This is a genomic window from Diaphorobacter caeni (assembly GCF_015354245.1).
In the GTDB taxonomy this organism is placed as follows: domain Bacteria; phylum Pseudomonadota; class Gammaproteobacteria; order Burkholderiales; family Burkholderiaceae_C; genus Diaphorobacter_A; species Diaphorobacter_A caeni.
In genome coordinates, this window is the sequence record NZ_JADKYZ010000002.1 from 162,707 (window position 1) to 187,830 (window position 25,124).

At 63.3% G+C, this 25,124-nt stretch carries 24 protein-coding genes and 2 tRNA genes; 13 read left to right on the forward strand and 13 right to left on the reverse strand.

Going from position 1 to position 25,124, the window contains the following annotated elements; all coding sequences use genetic code 11:
- Positions 1-186 precede the first annotated feature (186 nt).
- On the reverse strand, positions 187-453 hold the full coding sequence (rpsO, locus tag ISG32_RS04605; RefSeq protein ID WP_194769871.1) for a 30S ribosomal protein S15: 267 nt from the start codon (positions 451-453) through the stop codon (positions 187-189).
- Between the two features lie 632 nt (positions 454-1,085).
- Between rpsO and ISG32_RS04610 the strand changes: the two genes are divergently transcribed.
- A tRNA-Arg gene (locus ISG32_RS04610) sits at positions 1,086-1,162 on the forward strand.
- Between the two features lie 103 nt (positions 1,163-1,265).
- Entirely contained in the window at positions 1,266-1,832 is a 567-nt protein-coding gene (greB, locus tag ISG32_RS04615; RefSeq protein ID WP_194769872.1) for a transcription elongation factor GreB, read from the forward strand.
- A 114-nt stretch (positions 1,833-1,946) separates the two neighbouring features.
- On the opposite strand, the gene ISG32_RS04620 is transcribed toward greB, so the two are convergent.
- From ISG32_RS04620 to ISG32_RS04635, 4 genes are all read right to left on the reverse strand, one after another.
- Positions 1,947-4,226 carry a RelA/SpoT family protein gene (locus ISG32_RS04620; protein WP_194769873.1) on the reverse strand — a complete coding sequence of 760 codons (2,280 nt, stop codon included), beginning with the start codon at positions 4,224-4,226 and terminating at the stop codon, positions 1,947-1,949.
- A gap of 438 nt (positions 4,227-4,664) precedes the next feature.
- Positions 4,665-4,868, reverse strand: a complete 204-nt coding sequence (rpoZ, locus tag ISG32_RS04625) for a DNA-directed RNA polymerase subunit omega (protein WP_166067109.1) — start codon at positions 4,866-4,868, stop codon at positions 4,665-4,667.
- 21 nt (positions 4,869-4,889) lie between these two features.
- A complete protein-coding gene (gene gmk / locus ISG32_RS04630; protein WP_194770419.1) occupies positions 4,890-5,510 on the reverse strand; it encodes a guanylate kinase in 621 nt (206 codons plus the stop codon).
- A 37-nt stretch (positions 5,511-5,547) separates the two neighbouring features.
- Complete coding sequence (locus ISG32_RS04635) at positions 5,548-6,444, reverse strand: YicC/YloC family endoribonuclease (protein ID WP_323745891.1); 897 nt, start codon at positions 6,442-6,444, stop codon at positions 5,548-5,550.
- 94 nt (positions 6,445-6,538) lie between these two features.
- Here ISG32_RS04635 and ISG32_RS04640 point away from each other — a divergent pair, with 94 nt between their 5' ends.
- The 5 genes from ISG32_RS04640 (at position 6,539) to hemW (ending at position 11,296) form a co-directional block, all read left to right on the forward strand.
- Positions 6,539-7,546 (forward strand): serine/threonine protein kinase, encoded by a 1,008-nt coding sequence (locus ISG32_RS04640; protein ID WP_194769875.1) that lies wholly within the window; start codon positions 6,539-6,541, stop codon positions 7,544-7,546.
- A complete protein-coding gene (locus tag ISG32_RS04645; RefSeq protein WP_194769876.1) occupies positions 7,543-8,463 on the forward strand; it encodes a PP2C family protein-serine/threonine phosphatase in 921 nt (306 codons plus the stop codon). Before ISG32_RS04640 ends, ISG32_RS04645 begins: the two co-directional genes overlap by 4 nt.
- A 19-nt stretch (positions 8,464-8,482) precedes the next feature.
- The gene (rph, locus tag ISG32_RS04650) at positions 8,483-9,226 is read left to right on the forward strand and encodes a ribonuclease PH (RefSeq protein ID WP_194769877.1); all 744 of its coding nucleotides are present in this window, start codon (positions 8,483-8,485) and stop codon (positions 9,224-9,226) included.
- 189 nt (positions 9,227-9,415) lie between these two features.
- Positions 9,416-10,015: an RdgB/HAM1 family non-canonical purine NTP pyrophosphatase gene (gene rdgB / locus ISG32_RS04655; RefSeq protein WP_194769878.1), complete on the forward strand. Its 600-nt coding sequence runs from the start codon at positions 9,416-9,418 to the stop codon at positions 10,013-10,015.
- Positions 10,016-10,042: 27 nt separating this feature from the next.
- Positions 10,043-11,296 carry a radical SAM family heme chaperone HemW gene (gene hemW / locus ISG32_RS04660; protein WP_194769879.1) on the forward strand — a complete coding sequence of 418 codons (1,254 nt, stop codon included), beginning with the start codon at positions 10,043-10,045 and terminating at the stop codon, positions 11,294-11,296.
- Between the two features lie 36 nt (positions 11,297-11,332).
- On the opposite strand, the gene ISG32_RS04665 is transcribed toward hemW, so the two are convergent.
- From ISG32_RS04665 to ISG32_RS04675, 3 genes are all read right to left on the reverse strand, one after another.
- Positions 11,333-11,698 carry an I78 family peptidase inhibitor gene (locus tag ISG32_RS04665; protein WP_194769880.1) on the reverse strand — a complete coding sequence of 122 codons (366 nt, stop codon included), beginning with the start codon at positions 11,696-11,698 and terminating at the stop codon, positions 11,333-11,335.
- Between the two features lie 115 nt (positions 11,699-11,813).
- A complete protein-coding gene (locus ISG32_RS04670; protein WP_194769881.1) occupies positions 11,814-13,226 on the reverse strand; it encodes a ferredoxin reductase family protein in 1,413 nt (470 codons plus the stop codon).
- Between the two features lie 33 nt (positions 13,227-13,259).
- A complete protein-coding gene (locus ISG32_RS04675) occupies positions 13,260-13,607 on the reverse strand; it encodes a PepSY domain-containing protein (protein WP_194769882.1) in 348 nt (115 codons plus the stop codon).
- A gap of 181 nt (positions 13,608-13,788) precedes the next feature.
- Here ISG32_RS04675 and ISG32_RS04680 point away from each other — a divergent pair, with 181 nt between their 5' ends.
- Genes ISG32_RS04680 through ISG32_RS04690 form a run of 3 tightly spaced genes read left to right on the forward strand, consistent with a single transcriptional unit; the run spans position 13,789 to position 16,255 of the window.
- Positions 13,789-14,154 (forward strand): PepSY domain-containing protein, encoded by a 366-nt coding sequence (locus ISG32_RS04680; protein ID WP_194769883.1) that lies wholly within the window; start codon positions 13,789-13,791, stop codon positions 14,152-14,154.
- On the forward strand, positions 14,154-14,825 hold the full coding sequence (locus ISG32_RS04685; protein WP_194769884.1) for a response regulator transcription factor: 672 nt from the start codon (positions 14,154-14,156) through the stop codon (positions 14,823-14,825). Before ISG32_RS04680 ends, ISG32_RS04685 begins: the two co-directional genes overlap by 1 nt.
- On the forward strand, positions 14,822-16,255 hold the full coding sequence (locus ISG32_RS04690) for a sensor histidine kinase (protein WP_194769885.1): 1,434 nt from the start codon (positions 14,822-14,824) through the stop codon (positions 16,253-16,255). The genes ISG32_RS04685 and ISG32_RS04690 overlap by 4 nt, the downstream gene beginning before the upstream one ends.
- A gap of 53 nt (positions 16,256-16,308) precedes the next feature.
- On the opposite strand, the gene ISG32_RS04695 is transcribed toward ISG32_RS04690, so the two are convergent.
- The 3 genes from ISG32_RS04695 to hrcA form a co-directional block, all read right to left on the reverse strand.
- Complete coding sequence (locus ISG32_RS04695) at positions 16,309-16,824, reverse strand: MgtC/SapB family protein (protein ID WP_323745892.1); 516 nt, start codon at positions 16,822-16,824, stop codon at positions 16,309-16,311.
- Between the two features lie 202 nt (positions 16,825-17,026).
- Positions 17,027-17,105: transfer RNA gene (locus ISG32_RS04700), tRNA-Ile, on the reverse strand.
- Between the two features lie 60 nt (positions 17,106-17,165).
- Positions 17,166-18,170: a heat-inducible transcriptional repressor HrcA gene (hrcA, locus tag ISG32_RS04705; RefSeq protein WP_194769886.1), complete on the reverse strand. Its 1,005-nt coding sequence runs from the start codon at positions 18,168-18,170 to the stop codon at positions 17,166-17,168.
- A 253-nt stretch (positions 18,171-18,423) separates the two neighbouring features.
- On the opposite strand from hrcA, the gene ISG32_RS04710 reads away from it, so the two are divergent.
- The 3 genes from ISG32_RS04710 to rapZ are packed head-to-tail and all read left to right on the forward strand — an operon-like array spanning position 18,424 to position 21,908.
- Entirely contained in the window at positions 18,424-19,323 is a 900-nt protein-coding gene (locus ISG32_RS04710; RefSeq protein WP_194769887.1) for an NAD kinase, read from the forward strand.
- Between the two features lies 1 nt (position 19,324).
- On the forward strand, positions 19,325-20,989 hold the full coding sequence (recN, locus tag ISG32_RS04715; protein WP_194769888.1) for a DNA repair protein RecN: 1,665 nt from the start codon (positions 19,325-19,327) through the stop codon (positions 20,987-20,989).
- Positions 20,990-21,032: 43 nt separating this feature from the next.
- Entirely contained in the window at positions 21,033-21,908 is an 876-nt protein-coding gene (gene rapZ / locus ISG32_RS04720) for an RNase adapter RapZ (RefSeq protein WP_194769889.1), read from the forward strand.
- An 18-nt stretch (positions 21,909-21,926) separates the two neighbouring features.
- Here the strand turns inward: rapZ and mutY are convergent, their stop codons facing one another.
- On the reverse strand, positions 21,927-22,973 hold the full coding sequence (gene mutY, locus ISG32_RS04725) for an A/G-specific adenine glycosylase (RefSeq protein WP_228529604.1): 1,047 nt from the start codon (positions 22,971-22,973) through the stop codon (positions 21,927-21,929).
- A 133-nt stretch (positions 22,974-23,106) separates the two neighbouring features.
- Positions 23,107-25,080, reverse strand: a complete 1,974-nt coding sequence (locus tag ISG32_RS04730; protein ID WP_194769890.1) for a dynamin family protein — start codon at positions 25,078-25,080, stop codon at positions 23,107-23,109.
- Positions 25,081-25,124 lie beyond the last annotated feature (44 nt).

Consider the following 25,124-nt stretch of genomic DNA (forward strand, 5'->3'; position numbering starts at 1 on the left):
ACGGAAACGGCTGTTTCCGTGATGGGTGGAGAGCAATTCGGAACACGATGCCATTCCAGTGAACCTGCCCCGCTCGCCCTTCGGCAGGGTCATTGGAATGACACAGCTTCGCTCTTTATTGCTTCTCCGAAGTAAAAAACGCCTGAGCTAGCGTGCTAACCCAGGCGTTTTCTCATGCCGGTACGATTACTTGCGCAGGCCCAGCTTGGCGATCAGCGCGGTGTAACGCTCCGCGTCCTTGGACTTGAGGTAGTCCAGGAGCTTGCGACGACGGCTCACCATGCGCAGCAGGCCGCGACGACCGTGGTGGTCCTTGGCGTGTTGCTTGAAGTGAGGAGTCAGCTCGTTGATGCGGGCGGTCAGCAGTGCCACTTGCACTTCTGGGCTGCCAGTATCGGAAGCGGAACGAGCGTTAGCCTTTACGACTTCTGCCTTGATGGAAGATGCGATCATGATTTTTTCCTTGAGACAGGATCCAGGGAGCTATCAAAACTGAAGCACCAAAATCCCTTGATTACTTGCGCCACTGGCTGGAAGGGTCAGAAGCGTGCGTTCTGCACCATGCAAAACCCGACGATTATAACCGAGAGCGGTTTTCACCCCTTTTACAACCTGCGCACAGACCAAAGCGCCGACCGCTGACCTGGCTCATCCACGCAAGCGGGCGATGACTCAAAGATGACAAGCCCGTCCATACACCGGGAACAAGGAGTCACTCATGTCCATACACCCGCTTCGCATCTCGCTGTGCCTCGCCATCACCATGGCGAGCGCTTTCGGAACCGCCACGCTCGCCCACGCCGCCAAAAAGAGCAAGGACGCACAGACCTCGAGCCAGAGCATCAAGGTCAGCAAGAACAAGGCCGGAAAGAACGACTCCGGCGAATCACAGAGCGAAAGAGATAAAAGACTTTTCAGAGAATGTCAGGGTTTGCCCAATGCAGGCGCCTGTTCGGGTTACACTCGCAGGTAACGCAAGAATGAGCATCGAAGTTCGCGCCACAAACGAGAGAACTTCTGGCTTTTTGAGAAATTTGGGATTTTTTCCAAAGCACTGAAAAAGCCATGCTATAATTCAAAGCTTGGCGGCTGTAGCTCAGCTGGATAGAGTACTTGGCTACGAACCAAGGGGTCGTGGGTTCGATTCCTGCCAGCCGCACCAAAACGACAAGCCTCAGAGTGGAAACGCTCTGAGGCTTTTTCGTTTTCCGAGGCTGAGAAATGGATTCCTCCGACATGGGGCCGATCTGAGGCAAGATCAGCACATGAACAAGGCCTTCACCAAAGAAACCGACGGAGACGAGGACGACGACCTGCCGCAACCGGCAGGCATCCCCGCCGGCAGCAAGAACTACATCACCCCCGCAGGCTACGCGCGTCTGCGGGCGGAACTGATGCATCTGATCGACGTGGAGCGCCCGCAGATCGTCGACATCGTGCACTGGGCCGCGAGCAATGGCGATCGCTCGGAAAATGGGGACTATCTCTACGGAAAGAAGCGCCTGCGCGAGATCGATCGCCGCATCCGCTTTCTGACCAAGCGCCTTGAAATCGCCGAAGTGGTCGACGCATCCCTGCATCAGGGAAGTGATCAGGTGTTCTTCGGCGCGACCGTGACCTACATAGACGATCTCGACGACACCGAGCGCACCGTCACGATCATGGGCATCGACGAGGCCGACAATGCGCAGCAGCAGATCAGTTGGGTATCGCCCGTGGCGCGCGCCATCGTCAAGGCTCGCGAAGGCGATGAGGTGACCCTGCAGACGCCAGCCGGGGTGCGCACTCTGGAGATCATCGCGGTGCGCTACCCTGCTCCACCCAAGCCATAGCCATAGCCACTAGCGCAACCACAACTGCACCCGCAACCGAAAGATCACGGACCGCATGTCGACGAAAAAAATGCCAGCTCGAACGCTGGCATTTTTGTTTGACTTCTCCTGGAATCAGGAAACCAGAGGAATCTCGCGCAGAACCCGCAGCACCGAATGCGTGCGTCGAAGGTTGCGCAGCACGGCCTCGAGGTGAGCAAGATCCCGCACCTGGATCAGGAAGCGCAGATCGATGGTTTCCTCCATCGCCTCACCCTCCATCTCCACCCGCACGATGTCGGCTTCCGAACCGGCCAGCTCCGCAGCCACCCGCGCGAGCACGCCCTTGCCGTTGGTGACGGTGACGACGATGCCTGTCTCGAACAGACGCGAAGGCTCTTCGGCCCAGTCCACGGCGATGAAACGGTCCCCGTCCTTCGCCTGCAGCTTCATGGCCGTTGCGCAGCGCACGTTGTGCACCACCAGACCTTCACCGCGCCCCAGATAACCCGTGATCGGATCGCCCGGCACCGGACGGCAGCACTGCGCATACTGCACCGAAGCGCCCTCGCTTCCGTCGAGCGTGATGCCGCCCTGCGATATGGTTTCGTGCGAGCTGTAACGCTCGCGGGTCAGCAGCAGCGCATCGGGTCGCTGCCCATCTTCGGACATCAGCAGCGCCATGCGCTTGGCGACGATGCTGGCCACGCGCTTGCCGAGGCCAATGTCGGTCATGAGCTCGGAACGCGTACGGCTGCCGGTGAAGCGCAAAAGCTTGTCCCAGATGGACGTCTGCGAATCCTCGTCCGGCAGGTTTTCCATGCCCTCGGCACGCACCGCCTGGGTGAGCAGCTTCTCGCCAAGACTCGCCGACTCGGTCAGCTCCATCGACTTGAGATAGTGACGGATCTTGGAGCGCGCACGTCCAGTGCGCACGAAGGCAAGCCAAGCGGGATTCGGGTGCGAATCGGCCATGGAGATGATTTCCACCACGTCGCCGTTCTTGAGTTCGGTGCGCAGCGGCACCTGCTCGCCATTGATCTTGCCCGCGACCGCGTGGTCACCCACGTCGGTATGCACCGCGTAGGCGAAGTCGACCACGGTCGCGCCACGCGGCAGCGCCATGATCTGGCTCTTGGGCGTGAACACGTAGACGGCGTCGGGGAACAGGTCCACGCGGACATGATCCCAGAACTCGGCCGCGTCCCGGGTCTCGTTCTGGATGTCGAGCAGCGACTGCAGCCACTTGGTGCCCATGCGCTCGACCGACGACGCACCCGCGCCGCCCACTTCCTTGTAGAGCCAATGCGCGGCCACGCCCGCCTCGGCCACGATGTTCATTTCTTCGGTGCGGATCTGAAACTCGATGTTCACCCCGGCAGGCCCGACCAGCGTCGTGTGCAGTGACTGGTAGCCGTTGGCCTTGGCGATCGCGATGTGGTCCTTGAACTTGCCCGGCACCGGCTTGTACATCTGGTGCAGAACGCCGAGCGCCGTGTAGCAGTCGGTCACGCTCGGCACGATGACGCGGAAGCCATAGATGTCGGTCACCTTGGCGAAGCTCAGGTGCTTCTCCGTCATCTTCTCGTAGATCGAGAACATGGTCTTTTCGCGCCCCGCGACACGCACGCCCATGCCCATGCGGCTGAACGCGACGTCGATCTCGGTCTGCACCTTGCTGACCATGTCGCGGCGACGACCACGCGCCTTGTTGACCGCCTTGGAGAGCGTCGCGTAGCGCCATGGATGAAGATGGCGGAACGCCAGATCCTGCAGCTCGCGATAGGTCTGGTTCAGCCCCAGACGGTGCGCGATGGGAACGTAGATCTCGATGGTTTCGGAGGAAATCCGTCGCCACTTGGAGCGCGGCATGTCCGAGAGCGTACGCATGTTGTGCGTGCGGTCGGCCAGCTTGATGAGGATGACGCGCACGTCGCGCGCCATCGCCAGCAGCATCTTGCGAAACGATTCGGCCTGATTTTCTTCGCGCGTGTCGAACTGCAGCTTGTCCAGCTTGGTGAGTCCGTCCACCATCTCGGCCACCGACGCGCCGAAGCGATCCACCAGATCGGACTTGGTCACGCCGCAATCTTCCATCGCGTCGTGCAGCAAGGCCGCGCTCAGCGCCTGCGCATCGAGCTTCCAGCTGGCGCAGAGCGCCGCCACGGCAATCGGATGGGTGATGTAGGGCTCGCCGCTGTTGCGCATCTGGCCGAGATGCGCCTGATCGGCAAACCGATACGCCTGACGCACCTGCTCGATGCTGGCGTCGTCCAGATAGTCCAGTTTCTCCAGCAGTGCGGCAAAGCTCGCCGCTGCCGCATTGGCTGCGGCAGCACCAGAGCCACCCGGCGCCCTGACCGGGGGACTGATGTTCGACGACGTTGCTGTTGCCTGGTTAGACACTGCGTTCATGCCCCAAATGTAGCGATTGCAAAAGAGTATGACTATAAAGCGCTACAGAACTTGCGTTGCCGCGTAGGGGCTCCCAGCTTTCAGGAGAGCCGCCCGTTCCCAGCCCGTTTGCTGCGCCAAGCCGCTCGAAAGCGACGTTATTGCAGTGCAGCAAGCCAAATATTAAACAGCCTTCGCGCGAACGAGAAGCTTTTGGACGTTGCACCAACGCATCAATGATTGATTTTGATGCGAAAAACAGGCTTGCCGAAAGAAAAAATCTTAATCACTGTCTTAGCCAGATACAGGCAGTCTCACGGCATACCGAGCAGATCATGCCTTGCGTGTCTCTGACCGAGCATATTTCAGGCAAAAAAATAGCGCCGTCGGACGGCGCTATTTTTCATGTGAGGCATCGGCCTACGCGGGTTGCCCCGCATGGCCGCAGGCGATCAGAGATCAGCCCGGAACCTTCTTGAGCATTTCCAGACCGACCTTGCCGGCGGCGATTTCACGCAGCGCGGTCACGGCGGGCTTGTTGCGGCTCTCGATCTTGGGCGAGTGGCCCTGGCTCAGCATGCGGGCGCGATAGGTCGCTGCCAGAACCAGTTGAAAACGGTTGGGGATCTGCTCGAGGCAGTCTTCCACAGTGATGCGGGCCATATGATTCTCCGGGGATCCAGTTCAGGGAATGTGGAGCGATTCGAAAGTATCGGCCCGGGCTCTGCGCTGGGCGGCGTACTTCAGACGCTGCGCGTGAACAATGGTTTTCAGATCGAAAAGCGCATGTTCAAAAACTTCATTGATTATAACGAAGTCGAAATTGCATGCTTGCGCCATCTCTTCCGCGGCGTTCACGAGACGGTGCTCGATCACGTCCGGCTCGTCCTCTCCACGGCGCTCGAGGCGCGAGCGCAGCTCTTCCCAGCTCGGCGGCAGGATGAAGACCAGCACGGCGTTGGCAAAGGTCTTCTTGACCTGCATCGCGCCCTGAAAGTCGATCTCGAGGATCACATCCCCGCCCTTGCCCACGCGGTCCTCGATGGCCTTGCGCGAGGTGCCGTAGCGGCGCCCGTGCACATTGGCCCATTCGACGAAGCCATTGGCCGCGACCATGGCGTCAAATTCCTGATCGGAGGTGAAGAAATACTCCCGCCCGTGCTTTTCCTGACCGCGAGGAGCGCGCGTCGTGTGGGAAACCGAAGGCTGCACGCGCGAGTCGAGCTCGCGCAGCGCCTTCACGAGGCTGGATTTACCGGCCCCGCTCGGGGCCGACACTACAAATAAATTACCTGGATAGTCCATAGATTCGAGCACTTTGCGCGCTTCCAAAACGGAATTATCACTCGATGTTCTGAACCTGTTCACGCATCTGCTCAATCAGCACCTTCATGTCGACGCTGATTTTGGTCAATTCCATCGCGGCGGATTTGGAGCCGAGCGTGTTCGCTTCGCGGTGCAGTTCCTGGATCAGGAAATCGAGGCGCTTGCCCACTTCGCCGCCCTTTTTCAGCAGATGCTCGATCTCGTCGAGGTGCGAATCCAGGCGTGTGATTTCCTCGGCCACGTCGATGCGGATGGCGAACGCCGTGGCTTCGGTCAACGCGCGGTCCTGCGCCATCTCGGGCGCCACGCTGCCCTCGGCCAGACCCATGGCCTCCTTCCAGCGCTCCATGAAACGCTGGCGCTGCTGCTCGACCAGCTGAGGCACCAGCGGCACGGCCTGCTTGGCAAGCACGCGCAGTTGGCTCACGCGATCGATCAGCGTCGCCGCCAGCCGCTCGCCCTCGCGTTCGCGCGCGGTCGACAGATCCTTGAGCGTGCTCTGGGCCAGTTTCTTGAGCGGTTCAGTCCAGTCCTGTGCGGAGCCCGAACCGGTCGCGCACAGGCGCAGCGCGTCCGCCACGCTCAACGGAGCGGCATTGGGCAACCAGGCCTGAACGGTGTCCTGCAGCGAGTTCAGACGCTGCAGAATCTGCGGTGTGGGGTCAGGCAGCGAGGCGCTTTCGCTGGCCTCGACGAAGAATGCCCGCACCTCCACCTTGCCGCGCTTGAGCTTGGCCGTGAGCAGGCTGCGCAGCATGGGCTCCTGTGCACGCAGATCTTCCGTCAGGCGGAAAGAAAGGTCCAGAAAGCGGCTATTGACCGATCTGATCTCCAGTCCCAGTTGGCGATGCGGCGCGTTTTGTCGCTCTTCGCTCACTGGAGCCTCCAGCTGTGCGCTGGCGTACCCTGTCATGCTGTAAACTGCCATTGGACTTTTCGGTGATTGGTTGCTTGCAATCCGGCGATTATCCGGGTTCTGACCGACCCGTGATTGCATCCACTGCCATATGTCGAAAATCAAGCCATCTCCACTGCCCCCGGATACCGTCATCGGCGGATACCGAATCGTACGCCGCGTCGCCGCTGGCGGCTTCGGTGTCGTCTATCAGGCCGTTGGCGCAGACGACCAGACCGTCGCCGTCAAGGAATACCTGCCGTCGTCCCTCGCCTCGCGCGGGCCGGGAGAGCTGGCTCCGGTCGTCGCTCCCGAAAAGCTGTCGCTTTATCGCCTCGGTCTCAAGAGTTTTTTCGAAGAAGGCCGCTCGCTGGCCCAGATTTCGCACCCCTCCGTGGTGAGCGTGCTGAATTTCTTCCGTGAAAACGAGACCGTCTACATGGTGATGAACTACCTGGAAGGCGCAACGCTGCAGGACTTCATCATCACCGCGCGCGATCAGAAGGCGCAGAAGATCTTCCGTGAATCGACCATCCGCTCGCTGTTCGACGAGGTGCTGCGCGGCCTGCGCATCGTGCACCAGCACAAGATGCTGCACCTGGACATCAAGCCCGCCAATATCTTCATCACCGATGATGACCGTGCCGTGATGATCGACTTCGGCGCCGCGCGCGAGGTGCTGTCCAAGGAAGGCAACTTCATCCGCCCGATGTACACGCCCGGCTTCGCCGCGCCCGAGATGTACCGCCGCGACGCGCAGATGGGCCCGTGGACCGACATCTACGCCATCGGCGCCTGCATCTACGCCTGCATGCACGGCTACCCGCCCACCGAGGCGACCCAGCGCTCGGACAAGGACCGCCTCACCGCCGCGCTCGCCAAGATGCGCGGCCTCTACTCGGACAACCTCATCGAGGTCGTCGAGTGGTGCATGGCGCTCGATCCGCTGTCGCGCCCTCAATCCGTGTTTGCGCTGCAAAAGGAATTGAGCCGCGAAGGCGAGCGCCGCTATACCAAACTCACGGTTGCAGAGAAAATGCGCCTGCAAATCGACACACTCGTGGCTGATACACGCAACAACGTCCTCAAAGTAGGCAGCGGCCCAGGGAAAATCCAATGAAATTCTCCGTCTTCCAGATCAGCCGCAAGGGTGGCCGTGAAAAGAATGAAGACCGCATGGGCTATTGCTACACGCGGGAATCCGGCCTGTTCGTATTGGCCGACGGCATGGGCGGTCACCCCGATGGCGAAGTGGCCGCGCAGATCGCCATCCAGACCGTCTCCGCCCTCTTCCAGCGCGAGGCCAAGCCCGCCTTGGCCGACGTACCCACGTTTCTGACCGCCGCGCTGCTCGCCGCGCACCACCAGATCCTGCGCTACACCAGCGACAAGTCACTCGGCGACTCCCCGCGCACCACGCTCGTGGCCGCCGTGGTGCAGGACGGCCGCGCCCAGTGGATCCATTGCGGCGACTCGCGCCTGTACATGGTGCGCGACGGCCAGAAGGTCACCCGCACGCGGGACCATTCCTATCTCGAACTGCGCAACGCCTCGTTCCAGGGCCTCGAGAACATCAACCGCAACGTGCTGTTCACCTGCCTCGGCTCGCCGTCCAAGCCCGTGTACGACATCAGTGACCCGGTGAATCTGGAGCAGGGCGACCGTCTGCTGCTGTGCTCGGACGGTCTTTGGGGGGCTCTGGACGACGACAAGATCGCCAAGGAACTGGGCCGCAGCTCCGTTTCGGAAGCGGTGCCCAACCTCGTCGAGGAAGCCTTGCGCGAGGCCGGCAGCTCGAGCGACAACGTCACAGTGGTGGCGATGGAATGGGAGACGCCGGACCGGTTCGCTTCCACCATGGGCATCTCCACCGACAGCATCAGCGACGACGTGTTCGCCTCCACGATCCAGGCCGGGCTGATGGACAGCTCCGGCTTCCCCGACGAGATCGACGATCTCGACGACGAGGCCATCGAACGCTCGATTGCCGAGATCAACGAGGCCATTCGCCGCACCTCTGCGGCACGCAAAGCCTGAAAAGCGGACAATCGGAGGCATGACGACCACTGCCTCCTCCTCCAGCGATTTCGCCCGCATCGGCCGCGCCAACGACGCGCTGCGCCCCGTGCGCATCACCCGCAACTACACCATGCATGCGGAAGGCTCGGTGCTCATCGAGTTCGGCAACACCAAGGTGCTGTGCACCGCGTCGGTCGAAGAACGCGTGCCGCCGCACAAGCGCGGCAGCGGCGAAGGCTGGCTGACGGCCGAATACGGCATGCTGCCGCGCGCCACGCATTCGCGCTCCGACCGCGAAGCCGCCAAGGGCAAGCAGACCGGCCGCACGCAGGAAATCCAGCGCCTCATCGGCCGCAGCCTGCGCGCCGCATTTGACCTCGCCAAGCTTGGCGAGCGCACCATCCAGCTCGACTGCGACGTGATCCAGGCCGACGGCGGCACCCGCACGGCCGCCATCACCGGCGCATGGGTGGCGGCGCATGACGCGGTCACCCACCTGCTTGCATCCGGCAAGCTCACCGAATCTCCGATCATCGCGGAGATCGCAGCGATCTCGGTCGGCATCGTGGGCACCCAGCCCATGCTCGATCTCGAGTACCGCGAAGATGTCGCCTGCGACACCGACATGAACGTCGTGATGACCGGCGCAGGCCACTTCATCGAAGTGCAGGGCACAGCGGAAGGCGCAGCCTTCTCCCGCAAGGAGATGGACCAGTTGCTCAACCTTGCGGAAAAAGGCATCGGCGAGCTCATCGTGATGCAAAAACAGTCCCTGAAATAAAGGCTTCCACAGCCCCCAAGGTCTCGGAACAAACACCACAACGCCAAGACGCCCTTCAGACGCGACGCAAAGCCGCAGACAGTATGCTCATGCGGCAAGGCTTCGCAACAAAGTATGAAGGGCTGTATTGGCACCTCAAAACGAATGCCCCATCGAAGCCGCAAGGCTTCGTACCGACCAAAAACAAAGATGAAAATCGTTCTCGCATCCAACAACAAGGGAAAGCTGGTGGAACTGCAAAGCATGCTCGAGCCGCTCGGCGTCGAGCTGATCGCGCAATCCGAGCTCTTCACCGGCGAAGCCGAAGAGCCCTACGACACGTTCGTTGAAAACGCCCTCACCAAGGCCCGCTTTGCCGCGGAAAGAACGGGGCTGCCCGCCATCGCCGACGATGCCGGCATGTGCGTGGAGGCCTTCGGCGGCCTGCCCGGCGTGCAGACCGCGTACTACTGCACGCAGTTCGGCTATGAAAAAAGCGACGCCAACAACGTGCGCGCCCTGCTTGAGCAGATGGAGAACATCGACAACCGCCGCGCCGCCATGGTGAGCACGCTGGTCGCCATCCGCAGCGCCAAGGACCCCGAACCCTTGATCGCCGTGGGCCGCGTGCGCGGCGAGATCCTGCGCGAGCCCAAGGGCACGAACGGCTTCGGTTTCGACCCGATCATGTTCATCCCCGAACTCGGCCACACCTTCGCCCAGCTTCCTCCAGTCGTGAAGAACTCCTACAGCCACCGTGGACGCTCCACGCAGCGTCTGCTCGACATGCTGCGCGAAAACTGGTTCTGATCGATCGGAAAAGAAGGTCGCAAGCCCATGAGCATCCCCATCGTTTCCGCGGACAAGGCCAACGCTCCCGTCACGGGCAAGCCGCTGCGTTCCATCATGGACTACATGCGCCCCGGCGTGCTGCAGCTCACCAGCCTGCCGCCGCTGTCGCTCTACATCCATCTGCCGTGGTGCCTGAAAAAGTGTCCCTACTGTGATTTCAACTCGCATGAAGCACAACGCGGCGGAGGTGGCGCCCACGACGAAAAGCGCTACCTCGCCGCGCTGATGGCCGATCTCGAGGCCGCGCTGCCGTTGATCTGGGGCCGCTCGGTCCACAGCATCTTCATCGGCGGCGGCACGCCGAGCCTGTTTTCTCCCGAATCCTTCGACCAGCTGCTCAGCGACGTGCGGGCGCGCCTGCGTCTCGAGGCCGACTGCGAGATCACGATGGAAGCCAACCCCGGCACCTTCGAGAAAGACCGCTTTCGGGCCTACCGCGCGGCGGGCGTCACCCGACTGTCCATCGGCGTGCAGAGCTTTGACGACCGCTTTCTCAAGGCGCTCGGCCGCGTGCATGACGGCGCGCAGGCGCTCGCCGCCGTCGAGGAGGCAGCGCACGCGTTCGAGACGTTCAATCTCGACATCATGTATGCCCTGCCCGGCCAGACCCCGCTCGACCTCGAGCGCGACCTGCAGACCGCGCTGTCGTTCGCGCCGCCGCACCTGTCGGTCTATCACCTGACCATCGAGCCGAACACCTACTTCGCCAAGTTTCCGCCCACAGTGCCCGACGAAGACACGGCCTATGACATGCTCGACCGCATCACCGAACTGACCGGTGAAAGAGGCATGCGCCGCTACGAAATATCGGCCTATGCACGCGCCAACCACGAGTGCTGGCACAACACCAACTACTGGGAATTCGGAGACTATCTGGGCATCGGCGCAGGCGCGCACAGCAAGCTCAGCTTCGCCCATCGCGTGGTGCGACAGGTGCGCCTGCGCGATCCCGAGCGCTACATGGAAGGCGCGCTAGCGGGCCTCGCCGTCGCGCAGGACGACGATGTGCGGCGCGCGGATCTGCCGTTTGAATACATGCTCAACGCACTGCGCCTGCGCGATGGTTTTTCGCTGCAGGACTACATGGACCGTACCGGCACGCCGCTGTCGACGATCGACGCGGGACTGAAGGAAGCTGAGGCCAAGGGCCTCATCACGCGCAGTGGCCTGAAGATCCAGCCCACCGAGCGCGGCTTCGATTTTCTGAGCGATCTTCAATCCCTCTTCCTGGCCGCCTGAGCCAGCGTTTCATCTGCCGCGCAAAGCTCAGTGCCGTCAGCCGCAACGTGCGGCGATGATCTTTCCGCCGGCATCGAGTTCGAGGTTCAGGCGCTGCCGGTCGAACTCCTTGGTCACCATCTGCCCCGGCCGCAGCACGCGCGCCATGCGGGCACCGGCACGCACGCGCGCACTCTCTGTCACGCTCGGCGTGGGCATCTTGCCCACCGCCCATTGCGCCGGCGGTGCGTTGCAGATGTCGCCGGGCGGCGCTGTCGTCTTGCCGATGGGCTCGGTCGGTGCGGGTGGAGGCGGTGGTGGTGCAGGTGTGCTGCTGCCCGGCCCCTGCGGCGACACTGTCTGGCACCCCGCCAAGAGCAACGCCACGCCCAGCGACAACAAACCCGATGAAAGCGCTCGCATCAACCACCGTCCTTCCAGTCAAAACACATGCCCTCACCTTACCCCAAACCGAGCGTGAGGTCGCAATCAACGGTAACGAGGCGCTATTCAGCGTCCGAACTGTCACGGCATGAAATCACCGCATGACGAACAGCTCGCGATGCAGTCGCCAGCGCCCCGCGCCGATGCGCCCGCAGGCGTCCTTGAGCACCGTACCCAACGCCGCCGGTCCACAGAACCAAATGTCGATTCCGCGCGCGCCCTGTTGCGCCAGCAACTCGGGCACAAAGAAATCTCCGGCGGCCGCATCATGCACGCTCAGATGCACCGCAGGCACCGCCTGCTCACACAGTTGCCGCAAGCGCATGAGCAATGCATCCCTCGCCGCATCGCGCGTGCAGTAGTGCATCTGCACATCGCCCGCGTCGGGGACGCGTGAAGTGCCATCCGGCATCGGCTGACGCGCTTCAAGAAATGCCAGAAACGGCGTGATGCCCACACCACCCGCTATCCATACTTGATCGCGCCCCACCTTGCCCTTGGCGTCAAACCGCCCATAAGGTCCTTCGATCTGCACGCACTGCCCCACACGCAGCAAGGCCGCAAGCGCCGATGTGCAGTCCCCCAGCGGTTTGATCACGAAGCGCAGCAACGGCTCGCCACGCGCGCTGAGTCCCAGTGCCATGGGCGCACTGGCGATGGTGAAAGGATGGGCGCCCTCTGCGCGGTCAAAGCTCAGAAACGCGAACTGCCCGGGACGAAATCCGCGCCAGTCCCGAGGCATGGCGCAGACCAATTCAAAAGGTTGCCTACCGTCATCCCCATCGGCCATTGTCACGCGCTCGATCCGCGCATCGACTATGCGCGAACGGCCGATGCGCCCCATCAGCGAAACGCAAGCCGCCACGCCACCCACGGTGAACATCAATGCGACCCATACACCAAGCGGCCCGAGCCAGAATCGCGCAGGCATCAGCACGACGGAGTGACACACCAGCGCGAGATAGATCAGCGGCATGGCGCGATGCGTCCAGCGCCAGCGCCGGTAATTGAGCAATTGCTGGCACAACGTCACCAGCAGCAGCCCGAGCAGAATGTAGAACGCGATCTCACCGATGTCCTTGGCAGGAGAACGCAGTGCGCCAGCCCATGCGAGCATCGCCTCACGAGCGGGACGGCCCGCGCTGCCCCAGACCTCCTTGATCCAGCCTCCAGACTCCTTGGCGAGCCAATGCGCAATGGCCGTGCCGCCCGCGCCGATGCCCGCCCATTTGTGCAGGCGGTAGACCTGATCCATGCCACCCACCACACGCTCCATCCACGGCTGGCGCAGCGCGAGCAGCATGCACAGCGACATGAGCCCCACCGACAGCAGACCGCTCAGATACAGCGCATGCTGCCTGAGCGCCCACGCCCCGGAAGCCGCGCCGTCGGCATCAACGAGGGGAAAGATGCGCCAGCCCGGCGGCGAGACAGCCACCCACAATGCCGTGATGACCGCGAGAAACGCTCCCAGCACCCAGTGCTTTTCGATGTGAAACCTGCGCATTGTTTCTTCCCCTTCGTCTTGGCTTGCAGAGGATCAGCGGTGCAGCTTGGCGTGTTCGATGGCGCCGGATGTCGCGTTCACATAGAGCTTCATCCGTTGGCCCTGCGCGTTGCTGGCCTTGGCCTCGTAGCGTCCGTCATCCCATTCGATCTCGCGGATGTCCCGGTATCCGGCAGCTTCGATGCGGTCATAAATCTGGCGCAGATTCAAAGCGGGCGCGGCCGAGGTCGCTCCCGTTGCGGCTGGCGCCGCGGCAGGTGCTGCGTTGCCCTGGGCCACCGCGAGCGAGGCGGCGCCGCCTATCGAGAGCGCCAGTGCCAGCGGAGCCGCAACGCGGGTGAAGGTCTTGTGTGCGGCAGCAAAACGAGATGTGTACGACATGAAAAGCTCCTTGATGAACGATGGTGGAAAATGTTCGACACGTCCTTGTTCCTGTCCAATTCCGTGTCTGACTGCATTGTTGAAAACCATGCGTGAAAGCAAACTGAACCGGCCGTTCATCCGTGGTTCATCTTCGATTCGATATAAACAACCATCCCTCTGAACGCTCGCACGAATCCCAATGCCCAACCCCACCCTCACAACCTCCTGGCGCAGCCGCCTGCTTTCCGCATTCGGACTTGCTGCGCTGGCGTTCGGCCTGTGGTCGTTCGTGGGTGATCCATCCGGCATGCCGCAGGCCAGTGAGAGCGATCACGAGATGGCGCGCCGCGCGCTGAGCGAGGGCAAGGTGCTGCCGCTGCGCACCGTGCTCGCGCAGGTGGAGCGCGACTTTCAGGGGCAGGTGCTTGAGGTCGAGCTAGATCGTGAAGACGGCTTGTTCGTCTACGAAATCAAGCTGCTGCGGCCAGACGGCCAACTCATGAAGCTCGAAGTCGACGCGGCAAGCGGCCGGGTCATCAAGGCCAAGCGGAAAGGCAAGCACTGATGCGCATTCTGGTCGTCGAAGACGAGCCCACGCTGCAGGCGCAACTGGTGCGCGCGCTCGAAGCCGCCAACCACACCGTCGAGACCGCGAGCGACGGCGCAGCGGCTCAATACCTCGGCGAGGTCGAAGATTTCGACGCTGCGATTCTCGATCTGGGCCTGCCCGTGGTCGATGGTCTCACCGTGCTGCGCGCCTGGCGCGCTGCGGGGCGCAGCATGCCGGTGATGATTCTCACGGCGCGCGGCGCTTGGCACGAGAAGGTCGCGGGCATGGATGCGGGTGCGGATGACTACCTTGCCAAGCCCTTTCACATGGAAGAACTGCTTGCGCGCCTGCGCGCCCTGCTGCGGCGGCTGGGCAGCCAGTCCAGCGCCGAATGGCAATGCGGCCCGATCCGGCTCGACACGCGGCAGGCCCGTGTGCTCGTCGATGGTCAGGCGCTCGTCGTCACCAGCCACGAATTCAAGATTCTTTCGCTGCTGATGCAGCGCGTGGGCGAGGTGTTCTCCCGCACCGAACTCTCCGAGCACATCTACCCGCAGGACAGCGACCGCGACTCCAACACCATCGAGGTCTTCATCGGCCGACTGCGCAAAAAGCTCCCGCCCGGCAGCATCGAAACCGTGCGCGGTCTCGGCTACCGCCTCGTCGATCCGCACACCAGGTCATGAGCGACGCGGTGACGCTCCCGACCTCATCCGGCTCGCTGCGCGCACGCCTGCTGATCGGTTCGCTCGCATGGATCATCGTCACGCTCGCGCTCGCCGGTTGGGGACTGCGCAATCTGTTCAAGGAGCACATCGAACAACAGCTCGAGACCCAGCTCGTGCTGCATCTCAACCAGCTCAGCGCGGCGGTGAACATGCAGTCCGGCGGCAAGATCGCCGTCACCCCGCTCGCGAGCGACACGCGGTTTGAACAACCGCTCTCGGGTCTGTACTGGCAAATCGACGAGCTCGGGCGCGATGCTCAGCAGCGCCCGCAGGTGACCCGCGAAGCCATGGCGCGCTCGCGTTCGCTCTGGGACCAGGTGCTGGCCATGCCGGCCGCCGTGCAGTTCGCCACCTCCAGCAAGAACTACAGCACGCTGACGCTGCACGACAGCGAGAACCACACGCTGCTCGCCGTCACGCGCAACCTGCAACTGCCCGATACCGACAGTCCCCCGCTGCGCCTTTCCGTTGCAGCCGACAGCGCGCTGATGACCGAGCCCCTTCAGCGCTTCACGTCCATGCTGTTGCTCACGCTCGGTGTGCTGGCCCTCGGACTCTCCATCGCCGTGCTGATCCAATTGCAGCTGGCGCTGCAGCCGCTCAAGCTGCTGCGCCAGCGCCTGAGCGCGGTGCGAAACGGTGACGCAAACACTCTGGAGGGCCGCTTTCCACAGGAGCTGCAGCCGCTGGTCAACGAGTTCAACAAAGTGCTGCACACCAATGCCGAAATCGTGCAGCGCGCGCGCACGCAGGCCGGCAATCTCGCCCATGCGGTAAACACGCCGCTGTCCGTCCTGCGCAACGCTGCCGAGCAGGAAACCGGCGCCCTCGCACGACTCGTGAGCGAGCAGGCCAGTACCGCGCAGCGCCAGATCGACCACCATCTTGCGCGCGCCAGAGCCGCCTCCGCCGCGCGCACTTCAGGCCTGCGCACGCCGGTGCTCGCGCCACTGCAGGCACTGGTCCGCACCATGGAAAAGCTGCATGCCGAACGCGGGCTGCATTTCGAGATGAATGACGTCCCGCCCGAACTCGCCTTCCGCGGCGAAGAGCAGGACTTCTTCGAGCTCATGGGCAACGTGATCGACAACGCAGGAAAATGGGCTACAAGCCGCGTGCTGATCCACGCAGCGCACGCGCAGGACCCGGCGATGCTTGAAATCACCGTCGACGATGACGGCCCGGGCCTTTCCGAAAACGAGCGGAAACTCGTCTTTCAGCGTGGCAGGCGCCTCGATGAACAGCGCCCCGGATCGGGCCTTGGCCTCGACATCGTGCGCGATCTCGCGCAGACCTACGGCGGCGAAGTGCAGGCGCTGGAATCGCCCCTGGGTGGACTGCGCATGCGCCTGCTTCTGCCCGCTGGCACGCAACCGTCCAACATCTGATGGAAGTTGATGTCAGCTGGGCCGCGCTGCAGAGCGACAATCCGCCCAGAGAATCAATCCTGCTTGCGCGACCGGTCTCTTGACAGCATCGGCACCACCGCCAGCACGATGAGCGCGAGCAAAGTGCAGAAGATGGCGGCGGACTCCTCTCCCACCCCCACGGCCACGCCGATGGCGGCCGTGAACCAGATCCCTGCGGCAGTGGTCAGCCCTTTGACGTCCTCCGTCCCCTGCTTGGAGGACTTGAGAATGGCCCCGGCCCCCAGAAAACCCACGCCCGCGATCACCCCCTGAATGACACGGCTCGTCTCCATCGCGCTCACGCCCACCAGTTGCGCGATGGTGAGAAACATCGCCGAGCCCATGGCGACCAGCATGTGCGTGCGCAGCCCCGCCGACTTGCCGCTGGCCTCGCGCTCAAACCCCAGCACCCCGCCCAGCAACGCCGCAAGAAACAGCCGGAAGACCACGCGCGTGGCCTGCTCCAGATCCTGAAAATCCGACATCTCGCTGCCGATGGTGTTCAGAATGATGTCCATGCTGGACTGGGAAGTACTGTTGTTGTTCATGGCGGGCCCGCATTCGAAGATGACGGCGACCATCGTATGGCGAGCGACGTGCGGGACACCAGTCTCAGCCGCCGTTTGCGGCATCGGCTGACAGGACATGCATCGAATCCGCATTCTGGGCAGTGCCGCCGGGCCGAGCGAGGCAGAAACGAAAAAGCCCCCAGACGCACAGTCTGGGGGCTTGATTTCATTGAGCAAGATTTGGTAGGGCCTCCCAGAGTCGAACTGGGCACCAATGGATTATGAGTCCACTGCTCTAACCAAGCATGAGCTAAGGCCCCGGGTATCGGGTGGTGCGTTCGCCACGCGCTGGTGGGCGGCGAACGATGCATTGTAGTGGCTTAATTCCGGTGGCTCAGCGCGTTGCTCACCAATTTCGACGTGATATCGACAATCTGGATCATCTTGTCGTAGGGCATGCGCGTGGGGCCGATCACGCCGAGGGTGCCGACGATCTGGCCATCGACCTCGTAGGGCGCGCTGACGACGGAGAGTTCCTCGAAGGGGACGACCTGGCTTTCGCCGCCGATGAAGATGCGCACGCCCTCGGCCTTGCTCGAGTTTTCGAGCAGGCGCAGGATCTGGGTTTTCTGCTCGAACAGGTCGAACGCGCGGCGCAGGTTGCCCATGTCGCTAGAGAAGTCGCTGACCGACAGCAGATTGCGTTCGCCCGAGATGACGACGCTGTCGGTGGACTCGGACATGGCCTCGGAGCCGACGTTGACCGCCGCCTGCATCAGCGCGCCGATCTCGCTTTGGAGCGCCTCGACCTCGGACTGCAGGCGCTCGCGCACCTGCTCCATCGCGAGGCCGGAGTAGTTGGCGTTGAGAAAATTCGCGGCCTCGATGAGCTGCGATTGGGAAAAGTCCGCCTGGGTGAAGATCACGCGGTTCTGCACGTCGCCGTCGGGCGAAACGATGATCACCAGCAGGCGCTTTTCAGACAGACGCAGAAACTCGATGTGCCGGAAGACGGACGGTCTGCGCGGCGACATGACGACGCCGACGAACTGCGAGAGATTCGACAGCAGGTGGGCCGCGTTGGCGATGACCTTCTGCGGCTGCTCGGGCATGAGCTGGACCGTCGGCAGTTCGTCGCGCTGCACGGTGAGCATGGTGTCCACGAACAGCCGGTAGCCGCGCGCCGTGGGAATGCGGCCAGCGGAGGTGTGTGGGCTGGCGATCAGCCCGAGCTCCTCGAGATCGGCCATGACGTTGCGGATGGTGGCGGGCGAGAGCTCCAGCCCCGAAGCGCGCGACAGCGTGCGGGAGCCCACGGGCTGCCCATCGGCGATATAGCGCTCGACGAGCGCTTTCAACAATAACTTCGCACGGTCATCAAGCATCTGGGCATTCTAAGGTGCAGACCCGCACTGCGTGCGCCGCCGCATGCCCCGGCCCTGACTGCAACGCAGGGGTTAACCCTTGAGCCGCATGCCGACTCTCCGTGCTTGTGCGCTGGCGGGGTCGGCGGACATGATATACAAGCGTCTGAAGCCCTCCCGGTGTGACGATGGTCCTGATTTTTTTGCGTGCAAGCCTTCACGGCAAGCGCCTTCGAGGCCAGAAAGTCACATCACTTCATGATGTAATTTCCGAATGAATCTCACCTTTCGCAAAGTAGCCCTCATAGGTAAATACCAGCGTCTGGCCTCCGATGCCGCCGCGCTGGAGAAGTCCCGGCTGGCGCTGGAGGACATCGGTCGCTTCCTGATCGAGCAAGGCTGCGAAGTGCTGCTGGAGGACGAGAGCTTCGCCAACACCGGGCTGACCGGCTACGAAGTGGCGACGACCGAGGAGATCGGCATGCACGCCGAGCTCGCGCTGGTCGTGGGCGGCGACGGCACCATGCTGGGCGTGGGGCGGGAACTGGCGCGCTACCAGACGCCGCTGGTCGGCATCAACGGCGGGCGATTGGGTTTCGTGACCGACATCGCGCTGGAAGATTACCGCAGCGCGCTCGCGCCGATCCTGCATGGCGACTTCGAGGAGGACGAGCGCCCGATGATGCGCGCGCGCGTCATCCGCGGCACGCAATGCCTGTTCGAGGCGCTGGCGCTCAACGATGTGGTGGTCAACCGTGGCTCCACGTCGGGCATGGTGGAGCTGCGCGTGGAGGTGGGCGGCGTGTTCGTCTCCAACCAGCGCGCCGACGGTCTGATCGTGGCCTCGCCCACGGGCTCGACGGCCTATGCGCTGTCCGCCGGTGGACCGATGCTGCATCCATCGCTGCGCGGTTGGGTGATGGTGCCGATTGCGCCGCACACGTTGTCGAACCGCCCCATCGTGCTCTCGGACTCGGAGGAAATCGCCATCGAGGTGGTGGGCGGGCGCGACATCTCGGCGAACTTCGACATGCAGTCGATTGCCAAGCTGCTGCACGGAGACCGCATTCTGGTCACCCGCGCCGAGCACTCCGTGCGCTTTCTGCATCCGCGCGGCTGGAGCTATTTCGCGACGCTGCGCAAGAAGCTGCGCTGGAACGAGGGAGGCTCCTGAAATGGCGTTGAAGCGCATTGCGCTGCGCGATTTCGTGATCGTGCAATCGCTGGACCTGGACCTGCAGACCGGCTTCACCGCCCTTACCGGCGAGACCGGCGCAGGCAAGTCGATTCTGATTGACGCGCTGCAGTTGCTGCTCGGCGCGCGCGCCGAAACCGGCGTGATCCGCGAAGGCACGGAGCGTGCGGATCTCTGCGCGGAATTCGATCCTCCCGCGCAGCTCTCCGACTGGTTTGACGAGGCCGGCATCGAGCAGGACGAGCTGCTGCTGGTCCGCCGCACCATCGACACGCAGGGCAAGAGCCGCGCGTGGATCAACGGCACGCCCGTCACCGCCACGCAGCTGCGCGTGCTCGGGGAACATCTGCTGGACATTCACGGCCAGCATGCCTGGCAGAGTCTCACCCGCCACGACAGCGTGCGCGCCCTGCTGGACGCTTATGCGGGCGTGCAGACCCAGGCGCTCAACGCGCTGTGGACCGACTGGCGCGACAAGCTCAGGACGCTGGAGCACGCACGCGCCGCGCAGGACACGCTGCAGCAGGAACGCGAACGCCTGCAGTGGCAGATCGGCGAACTCAAGAAGCTCTCGCCGCGCGCCGACGAATGGGACGAACTCAATGCCCAGCACGCCAAGCTGTCGAACGCGCAATCGCTGCTCGACAACGCGCAGGAGGCGCTGCGTGCGCTCGAAGACGAGGACGAAGACACGGGCGCGCTCGCGCGTCTGTCGCAGGCGCAGAATCTGCTGCAGAGCTACGAGCATGTGGACGATTCATTCCGCTCGATGAACGAAGTGCTCTCGGCCAGCCTCGCGCAGGCCGAGGACGTGGTGCGATCGCTGCAGGGCTTTCTGCGCCATACCGAACTGGAGCCCCAGCGCCTGGCGGAACTCGACGCGCGACTGTCGCAGTGGATATCGCTGGCGCGGCGCTACAAGCGCCAGCCGGAGGATCTGCCCGCGCTGTGGGAGGGTTGGAAGACGGAGCTCAAGGCGCTCGATACCGCAGCGGACCTCGACACGCTCGCCAAGGACGAGGCCGCGAGCCGTGCCGCCTATGACAAGGCGGCGCGCGCACTTTCGCAAAAGCGCAGCAAGGCTGCGCCGCAGCTTGCGGCAGCTGTCACACAAGCCATGCAGAATCTGGGCATGGCCGGTGGACGCTTCGTCGTGGAGATCGACACCGCCGCCGAACCCGGACCGCTGGGCACGGACCATGTGAGCTTTCTGGTCAGCAGCCATCCCGGCATGACGCCCAAGCCCATCGGCAAGGTCGCTTCGGGCGGCGAGCTGTCGCGCATTTCGCTCGCGATTTCGGTCACCACCAGCGAGCTGGGCGAAGCGCCGACCTTGATCTTCGACGAAGTCGATTCAGGCGTGGGCGGTGCGGTGGCCGAGACCGTCGGGCGGCTGATGCAGCAGCTTGGCAAGGCACGGCAGGTGCTGACCGTCACGCATTTGCCGCAGGTGGCAGCCTGTGCCGATCACCATCTTGTGGTCGCCAAGCACAAGAGCCAGCAGGGCACGAGCAGCTCGGTCAAACCGGCCGACGGCGACGCCCGCGTGCAGGAAATCGCGCGCATGCTGGGCGGCGAAAAGCTGTCCGCCACCACGCTGGCGCATGCGCGGGAAATGTTGGATTTGCCGCAGGCCGTTCTTTGACGGACTGCGACTGGAAATCGAGGCAGGAGGAAAGTAGTCAGATATGGCGCTCGAAGTTGTGCTGATCACCGGCATGTCCGGTTCAGGAAAATCGGTGGCCCTGCATGCTCTGGAGGATGCGGGCTTTTATTGCGTGGACAACCTGCCACCGGAATTGCTCTCGGCGTTCATCGCGCTCGAGCACGTGAACCATGGCAATCGCCTCGCCATCGCCATCGATGTGCGCAGCGCCACCGCCCTGCCCTTGGTTCCGCAGCAGCTCGAGCGCATCCGCAGCGATGGCGTTCGCGTGCAGTGTCTGTTTCTCGACGCCTCGACCGAGACGCTGGTGCGCCGCTTTTCAGAAACGCGCCGCCGCCACCCGCTCTCCAAGGACGAACTGCGAGACGGCCAGAGCGCGCTTTTGCAGACCATTGAACTCGAGCGCGAACTGCTCGCCGATCTGCGCGAGCAATCGCACGTGATCGACACCAGCGCGATCCGCGCGTCGCAGTTGCAGGGCTACGTGAAAAGCCTGATGGCCGTGCCGCCCAGCCGCATGATTCTGGTGTTCCAGTCCTTCGCGTTCAAGCGCGGCGTGCCGGTCGATGCGGACTACGTCTTCGACGTGCGCATGCTGCCCAATCCGCACTACGAACCCGCGCTGCGTGAGTTGACCGGCAAGGACGCGCCGGTCGCGGAGTTTCTGGAGCAGCAACCCGCCGTCAATCAGATGGAGCAGCAGATCTCGCAGTTTCTTGAAAGCTGGCTGAACGCGCTGGCCGAAAACCACCGCAGCTATGTGACCGTGGCCATCGGCTGCACGGGCGGGCAGCACCGTTCGGTCTATCTCGTCGAACGGCTGGCAAAGCACTTCAGCCCTGCGTGGAACACGCTGCGCCGCCACAGAGAAATGGATGCACGCGCCAGCGGGCACTGACCCGCAGGCAAGGATCGTTCAGAGAGTGGCGAGCAGCTTGCGCACCGGCGCGGGAAGGCCCAGCGCACTCCATTCCTCAGAATTGAAATAGCCCGCGCCATCGGTCTCGCCGACTCTGGGCCTGCGCGCCGATGCGTGCATCACGACCGGGTGCAGGTACAGATCGCGGTGCGTGAGCACATGGGTCACCACGGGCAGATCTTCGAGCGACGCGTGATGGCCCGTGGCGTTCTCCAGCAGCGCCCGCTCCTCGAACACCGGTGGGCAATACAGCCCCGCCCAGATGCCGGTCTGCGGTCGGCGCTCAAGCCACAGACGACCAGCCTCGTCGCGCTCGAGCAGCAGCCACCAAGCATGCGAGCTGCGCTTGAGCTTGCGCGTGCGCACCGGGTACTCTTCGGGATCGCCATCCTTGTGCGCGATGCACACCGACTCGAGCGGACACAGCATGCAGGCCGGGGATTTGGGCGTGCAGATGCCCGCCCCCAGATCCATCATGCCCTGCGTGTAGCGCGGCATGGTGTTGTGCAGATCATCGCCCGGCAAAAGCTGATCGGCCAGCGCCCAGAGCTTGCGCTCATTGGCGGCCACGGCCAGATCCTCATCAAAGCCCAGCACCCGCGTGAGCACGCGGCGCACGTTGGCATCGAGAATCGCCGAGCGCTCGCCAAAGCAGAACGATGCAATCGCACCGGCAGTCGAGCGGCCGATGCCCGGCAGCGACGACAGCTGCTCGACCGTATGCGGAAATTCGCCGCCGAATTCGCTCACGACCTGCTGCGCCGCCTTGTGCAGATTGCGTGCGCGGCTGTAGTAGCCAAGACCGCTCCAGAGCGCGAGCACCTCGTCCTGAGGCGCCGCCGCCAGCGCCCTCACATCGGGAAAGCGCGCAAGAAAGCGGGCGTAGTAGTCAAGGACCGTGGTGACCTGCGTCTGCTGCAGCATGATCTCGGAGAGCCACACGCGATAGGCGTCCCGCGTGTTCTGCCACGGCAGATGGTTGCGACCATGCTCTTTTTGCCAACGCACGACGCGCGTTGCAATCTCCGGAATCCCAATGCTCATCTTTTGGATTATTACTGAACTCGAAAGTCCACGGCGCTTCACACCACCCCGAAGCGCTGGCTGCGTCACCCCGTCCGGATCACGCCGCGTTTCGAGAGCGTGCAGAGATCGCAAACACGCTCTTGAGGAGAGATCATTCAAACAGCAGATCGACCTCGGCGTGCTGCAGCATGCGCTCCTGGGGCGCCAGCGGCGTGTGCACGAGGCGATCCGTCAGGCTGTTCAGGCGCTGCTCCAGTTCCTTGAGATGCGCTTCGGCGGATTCGATTTCCGCGATGCGTTCAGCCAGTCCGTTGGCCGCCGTCTGGATGCGGTCCACCGCCTCGATGCGGCGCGAGAAGCTGCGCTTGCGTTCGCGCAGTTGGGCGTCGAGCTGGGCCGTCGCCGACTTGCTCCACAGCTCCAGCTCGTTGGAAGCCGAATCAAGCACCGCGCGCAGCCGCAGCGTGAGGCCGCGCAGCAGTCGCTGCGAGAACTCCGGCTGCGCGAGGCGCAGGGCGTTGCCCATGCCGATGTACTGTTCGTGGCGGCGCTCGATCTCGGTGACGTCCGCGATGTAGGACTCGAACTGCGGCGCGGCCGGAGCATGCAGCGAGAAGCCGAATTCCGCGTTGAGCTGACGGAAGGTGCCGCCCAGCATGTCGCGGATCTCGAGGCCCGACTCCTGCGCGCTTTCAAGCAGCCCTCGCACGCGCGCCAGCGTTTCGGCGTAGACCTTGCGCAGACCCAGCTTGAGCATGCCGCCCTGCAGCGCCTCGGCGAGCGGCGCCATTTCGGCCTTGAGCGCGCGCGAGCCCATCTTGTGGAAAACCTCGCGCATCATCTTCAGATGCACGGCGCGCAGCGCCTGCACCTTGGCCGCGCTGGCGTCGAACTCCCGCTGCTCAAGCTCGATGCGGCCACGCATCGCCTGGATCACCGTCGCGTTCTTGCCGCGCAGGCTGTTGAGCTCGGACATCTGGTCATCGAGGTCACGGCGGCGGATGTTGAGCACGCGCGTGGTTTCTGCCTGCAGGCCATTCACGCCATTGGCGACGACGCCGCGCAGAATCCCTTGACGACGCCCGAGAATGCCCTCGCCAAGTGCTTCTTCGAGATGCGGCAGACCGCTGGCCTCGAGCAGCACGTCGTCGGCATTGATCTTCGCGACCAGCCCCTTCTGCGCCGACACCGGCACCACCTGGCTCAGCGACACGCCCAGGATGTCCGCTGAGTTGCGGCACTGCTGGTCCAGCTGGTCCTGCACCTGCGTGGGAGTGCTCAGCGAATCCCACAGCGTGTCGATCTTGTTGAGCACGACGATGCGCGTCTCGTTGTTCTCGACCGAAGCGCCCAGATGCTCGCGCCAGATCGACAGGTCCGAACGCGTCACGCCCGTGTCCGCCCCCAGAATGAAGACCACGGCATGCGCCTGCGGGATCAGGTTGATGGTCAGCTCGGGCTCGGCACCGACGGCGTTGAGGCCCGGCGTATCCAGAATCACCAGCCCTTGCTGGAGCAGCGGATGCGGCACGTTGATGAGCGCGTGGCGCCACATCGGCACCTCGACCATGCCCTTGGAATCGGTCAGCGGATTGTCGTCAGGCGAATCGTCGTGCCAGAAACCCAGCGCGCGGGCCTCGTCGACGGTCACGGTGCGCACTTCGGACACCTTGGCGAGCGAAGTCGCCATCTGGTCGGCATCGTCGATCTCAAGCGGAATCTCGGTCCACTGCTGCTGCTTGAGGCGCCACTCGGCCAGGCCCTGCGGCTGCAGTCGGGTCTCGATGGGAAGCAGGCGCAAGCTCGCGGCGGTGCCCGTCTCATAGGAGAGCTCCGTCGGGCACATGGTGGTGCGGCCGGCGCTGGCCGGCATGATGCGGCGGCCGTAGTCTGCAAAGAAGATCGCGTTGATCAGCTCGGACTTGCCGCGCGAGAATTCGGCCACGAAAGCGACCATCACCTTGTCGCTGCGCACCTGCTCTTCCAGACGCTGCAGCCGCTCCTCGATGGAAGCGTCCATCAGGTCATGCGCGCTCATCCATTCGGCCAACTGCTTGAGCTGCTGGGCGAATGCGCGCTTCCACACGCCGTGCTGGTCAAACTGTTCGTTGAATGAGGGTCCCACGGTAATCTGCTTTATTGTTATATCGTATCAATCGTTGAATGCCG

Bases quoted from the DNA above. Each gene is read 5' to 3' on its own strand.
- rpsO (WP_194769871.1), bottom strand. From the start codon at position 453: ATGATCGCATCTTCCATCAAGGCAGAAGTCGTAAAGGCTAACGCTCGT.
- greB (WP_194769872.1), top strand. From the start codon at position 1,266: ATGAACAAGGCCTTCACCAAAGAAACCGACGGAGACGAGGACGACGAC.
- ISG32_RS04620 (WP_194769873.1), bottom strand. From the start codon at position 4,226: ATGAACGCAGTGTCTAACCAGGCAACAGCAACGTCGTCGAACATCAGT.
- rpoZ (WP_166067109.1), bottom strand. From the start codon at position 4,868: ATGGCCCGCATCACTGTGGAAGACTGCCTCGAGCAGATCCCCAACCGT.
- gmk (WP_194770419.1), bottom strand. From the start codon at position 5,510: ATGGACTATCCAGGTAATTTATTTGTAGTGTCGGCCCCGAGCGGGGCC.
- ISG32_RS04635 (WP_323745891.1), bottom strand. From the start codon at position 6,444: ATGACAGGGTACGCCAGCGCACAGCTGGAGGCTCCAGTGAGCGAAGAG.
- ISG32_RS04640 (WP_194769875.1), top strand. From the start codon at position 6,539: ATGTCGAAAATCAAGCCATCTCCACTGCCCCCGGATACCGTCATCGGC.
- ISG32_RS04645 (WP_194769876.1), top strand. From the start codon at position 7,543: ATGAAATTCTCCGTCTTCCAGATCAGCCGCAAGGGTGGCCGTGAAAAG.
- rph (WP_194769877.1), top strand. From the start codon at position 8,483: ATGACGACCACTGCCTCCTCCTCCAGCGATTTCGCCCGCATCGGCCGC.
- rdgB (WP_194769878.1), top strand. From the start codon at position 9,416: ATGAAAATCGTTCTCGCATCCAACAACAAGGGAAAGCTGGTGGAACTG.
- hemW (WP_194769879.1), top strand. From the start codon at position 10,043: ATGAGCATCCCCATCGTTTCCGCGGACAAGGCCAACGCTCCCGTCACG.
- ISG32_RS04665 (WP_194769880.1), bottom strand. From the start codon at position 11,698: ATGCGAGCGCTTTCATCGGGTTTGTTGTCGCTGGGCGTGGCGTTGCTC.
- ISG32_RS04670 (WP_194769881.1), bottom strand. From the start codon at position 13,226: ATGCGCAGGTTTCACATCGAAAAGCACTGGGTGCTGGGAGCGTTTCTC.
- ISG32_RS04675 (WP_194769882.1), bottom strand. From the start codon at position 13,607: ATGTCGTACACATCTCGTTTTGCTGCCGCACACAAGACCTTCACCCGC.
- ISG32_RS04680 (WP_194769883.1), top strand. From the start codon at position 13,789: ATGCCCAACCCCACCCTCACAACCTCCTGGCGCAGCCGCCTGCTTTCC.
- ISG32_RS04685 (WP_194769884.1), top strand. From the start codon at position 14,154: ATGCGCATTCTGGTCGTCGAAGACGAGCCCACGCTGCAGGCGCAACTG.
- ISG32_RS04690 (WP_194769885.1), top strand. From the start codon at position 14,822: ATGAGCGACGCGGTGACGCTCCCGACCTCATCCGGCTCGCTGCGCGCA.
- ISG32_RS04695 (WP_323745892.1), bottom strand. From the start codon at position 16,824: ATGAACAACAACAGTACTTCCCAGTCCAGCATGGACATCATTCTGAAC.
- hrcA (WP_194769886.1), bottom strand. From the start codon at position 18,170: ATGCTTGATGACCGTGCGAAGTTATTGTTGAAAGCGCTCGTCGAGCGC.
- ISG32_RS04710 (WP_194769887.1), top strand. From the start codon at position 18,424: ATGAATCTCACCTTTCGCAAAGTAGCCCTCATAGGTAAATACCAGCGT.
- recN (WP_194769888.1), top strand. From the start codon at position 19,325: ATGGCGTTGAAGCGCATTGCGCTGCGCGATTTCGTGATCGTGCAATCG.
- rapZ (WP_194769889.1), top strand. From the start codon at position 21,033: ATGGCGCTCGAAGTTGTGCTGATCACCGGCATGTCCGGTTCAGGAAAA.
- mutY (WP_228529604.1), bottom strand. From the start codon at position 22,973: ATGAGCATTGGGATTCCGGAGATTGCAACGCGCGTCGTGCGTTGGCAA.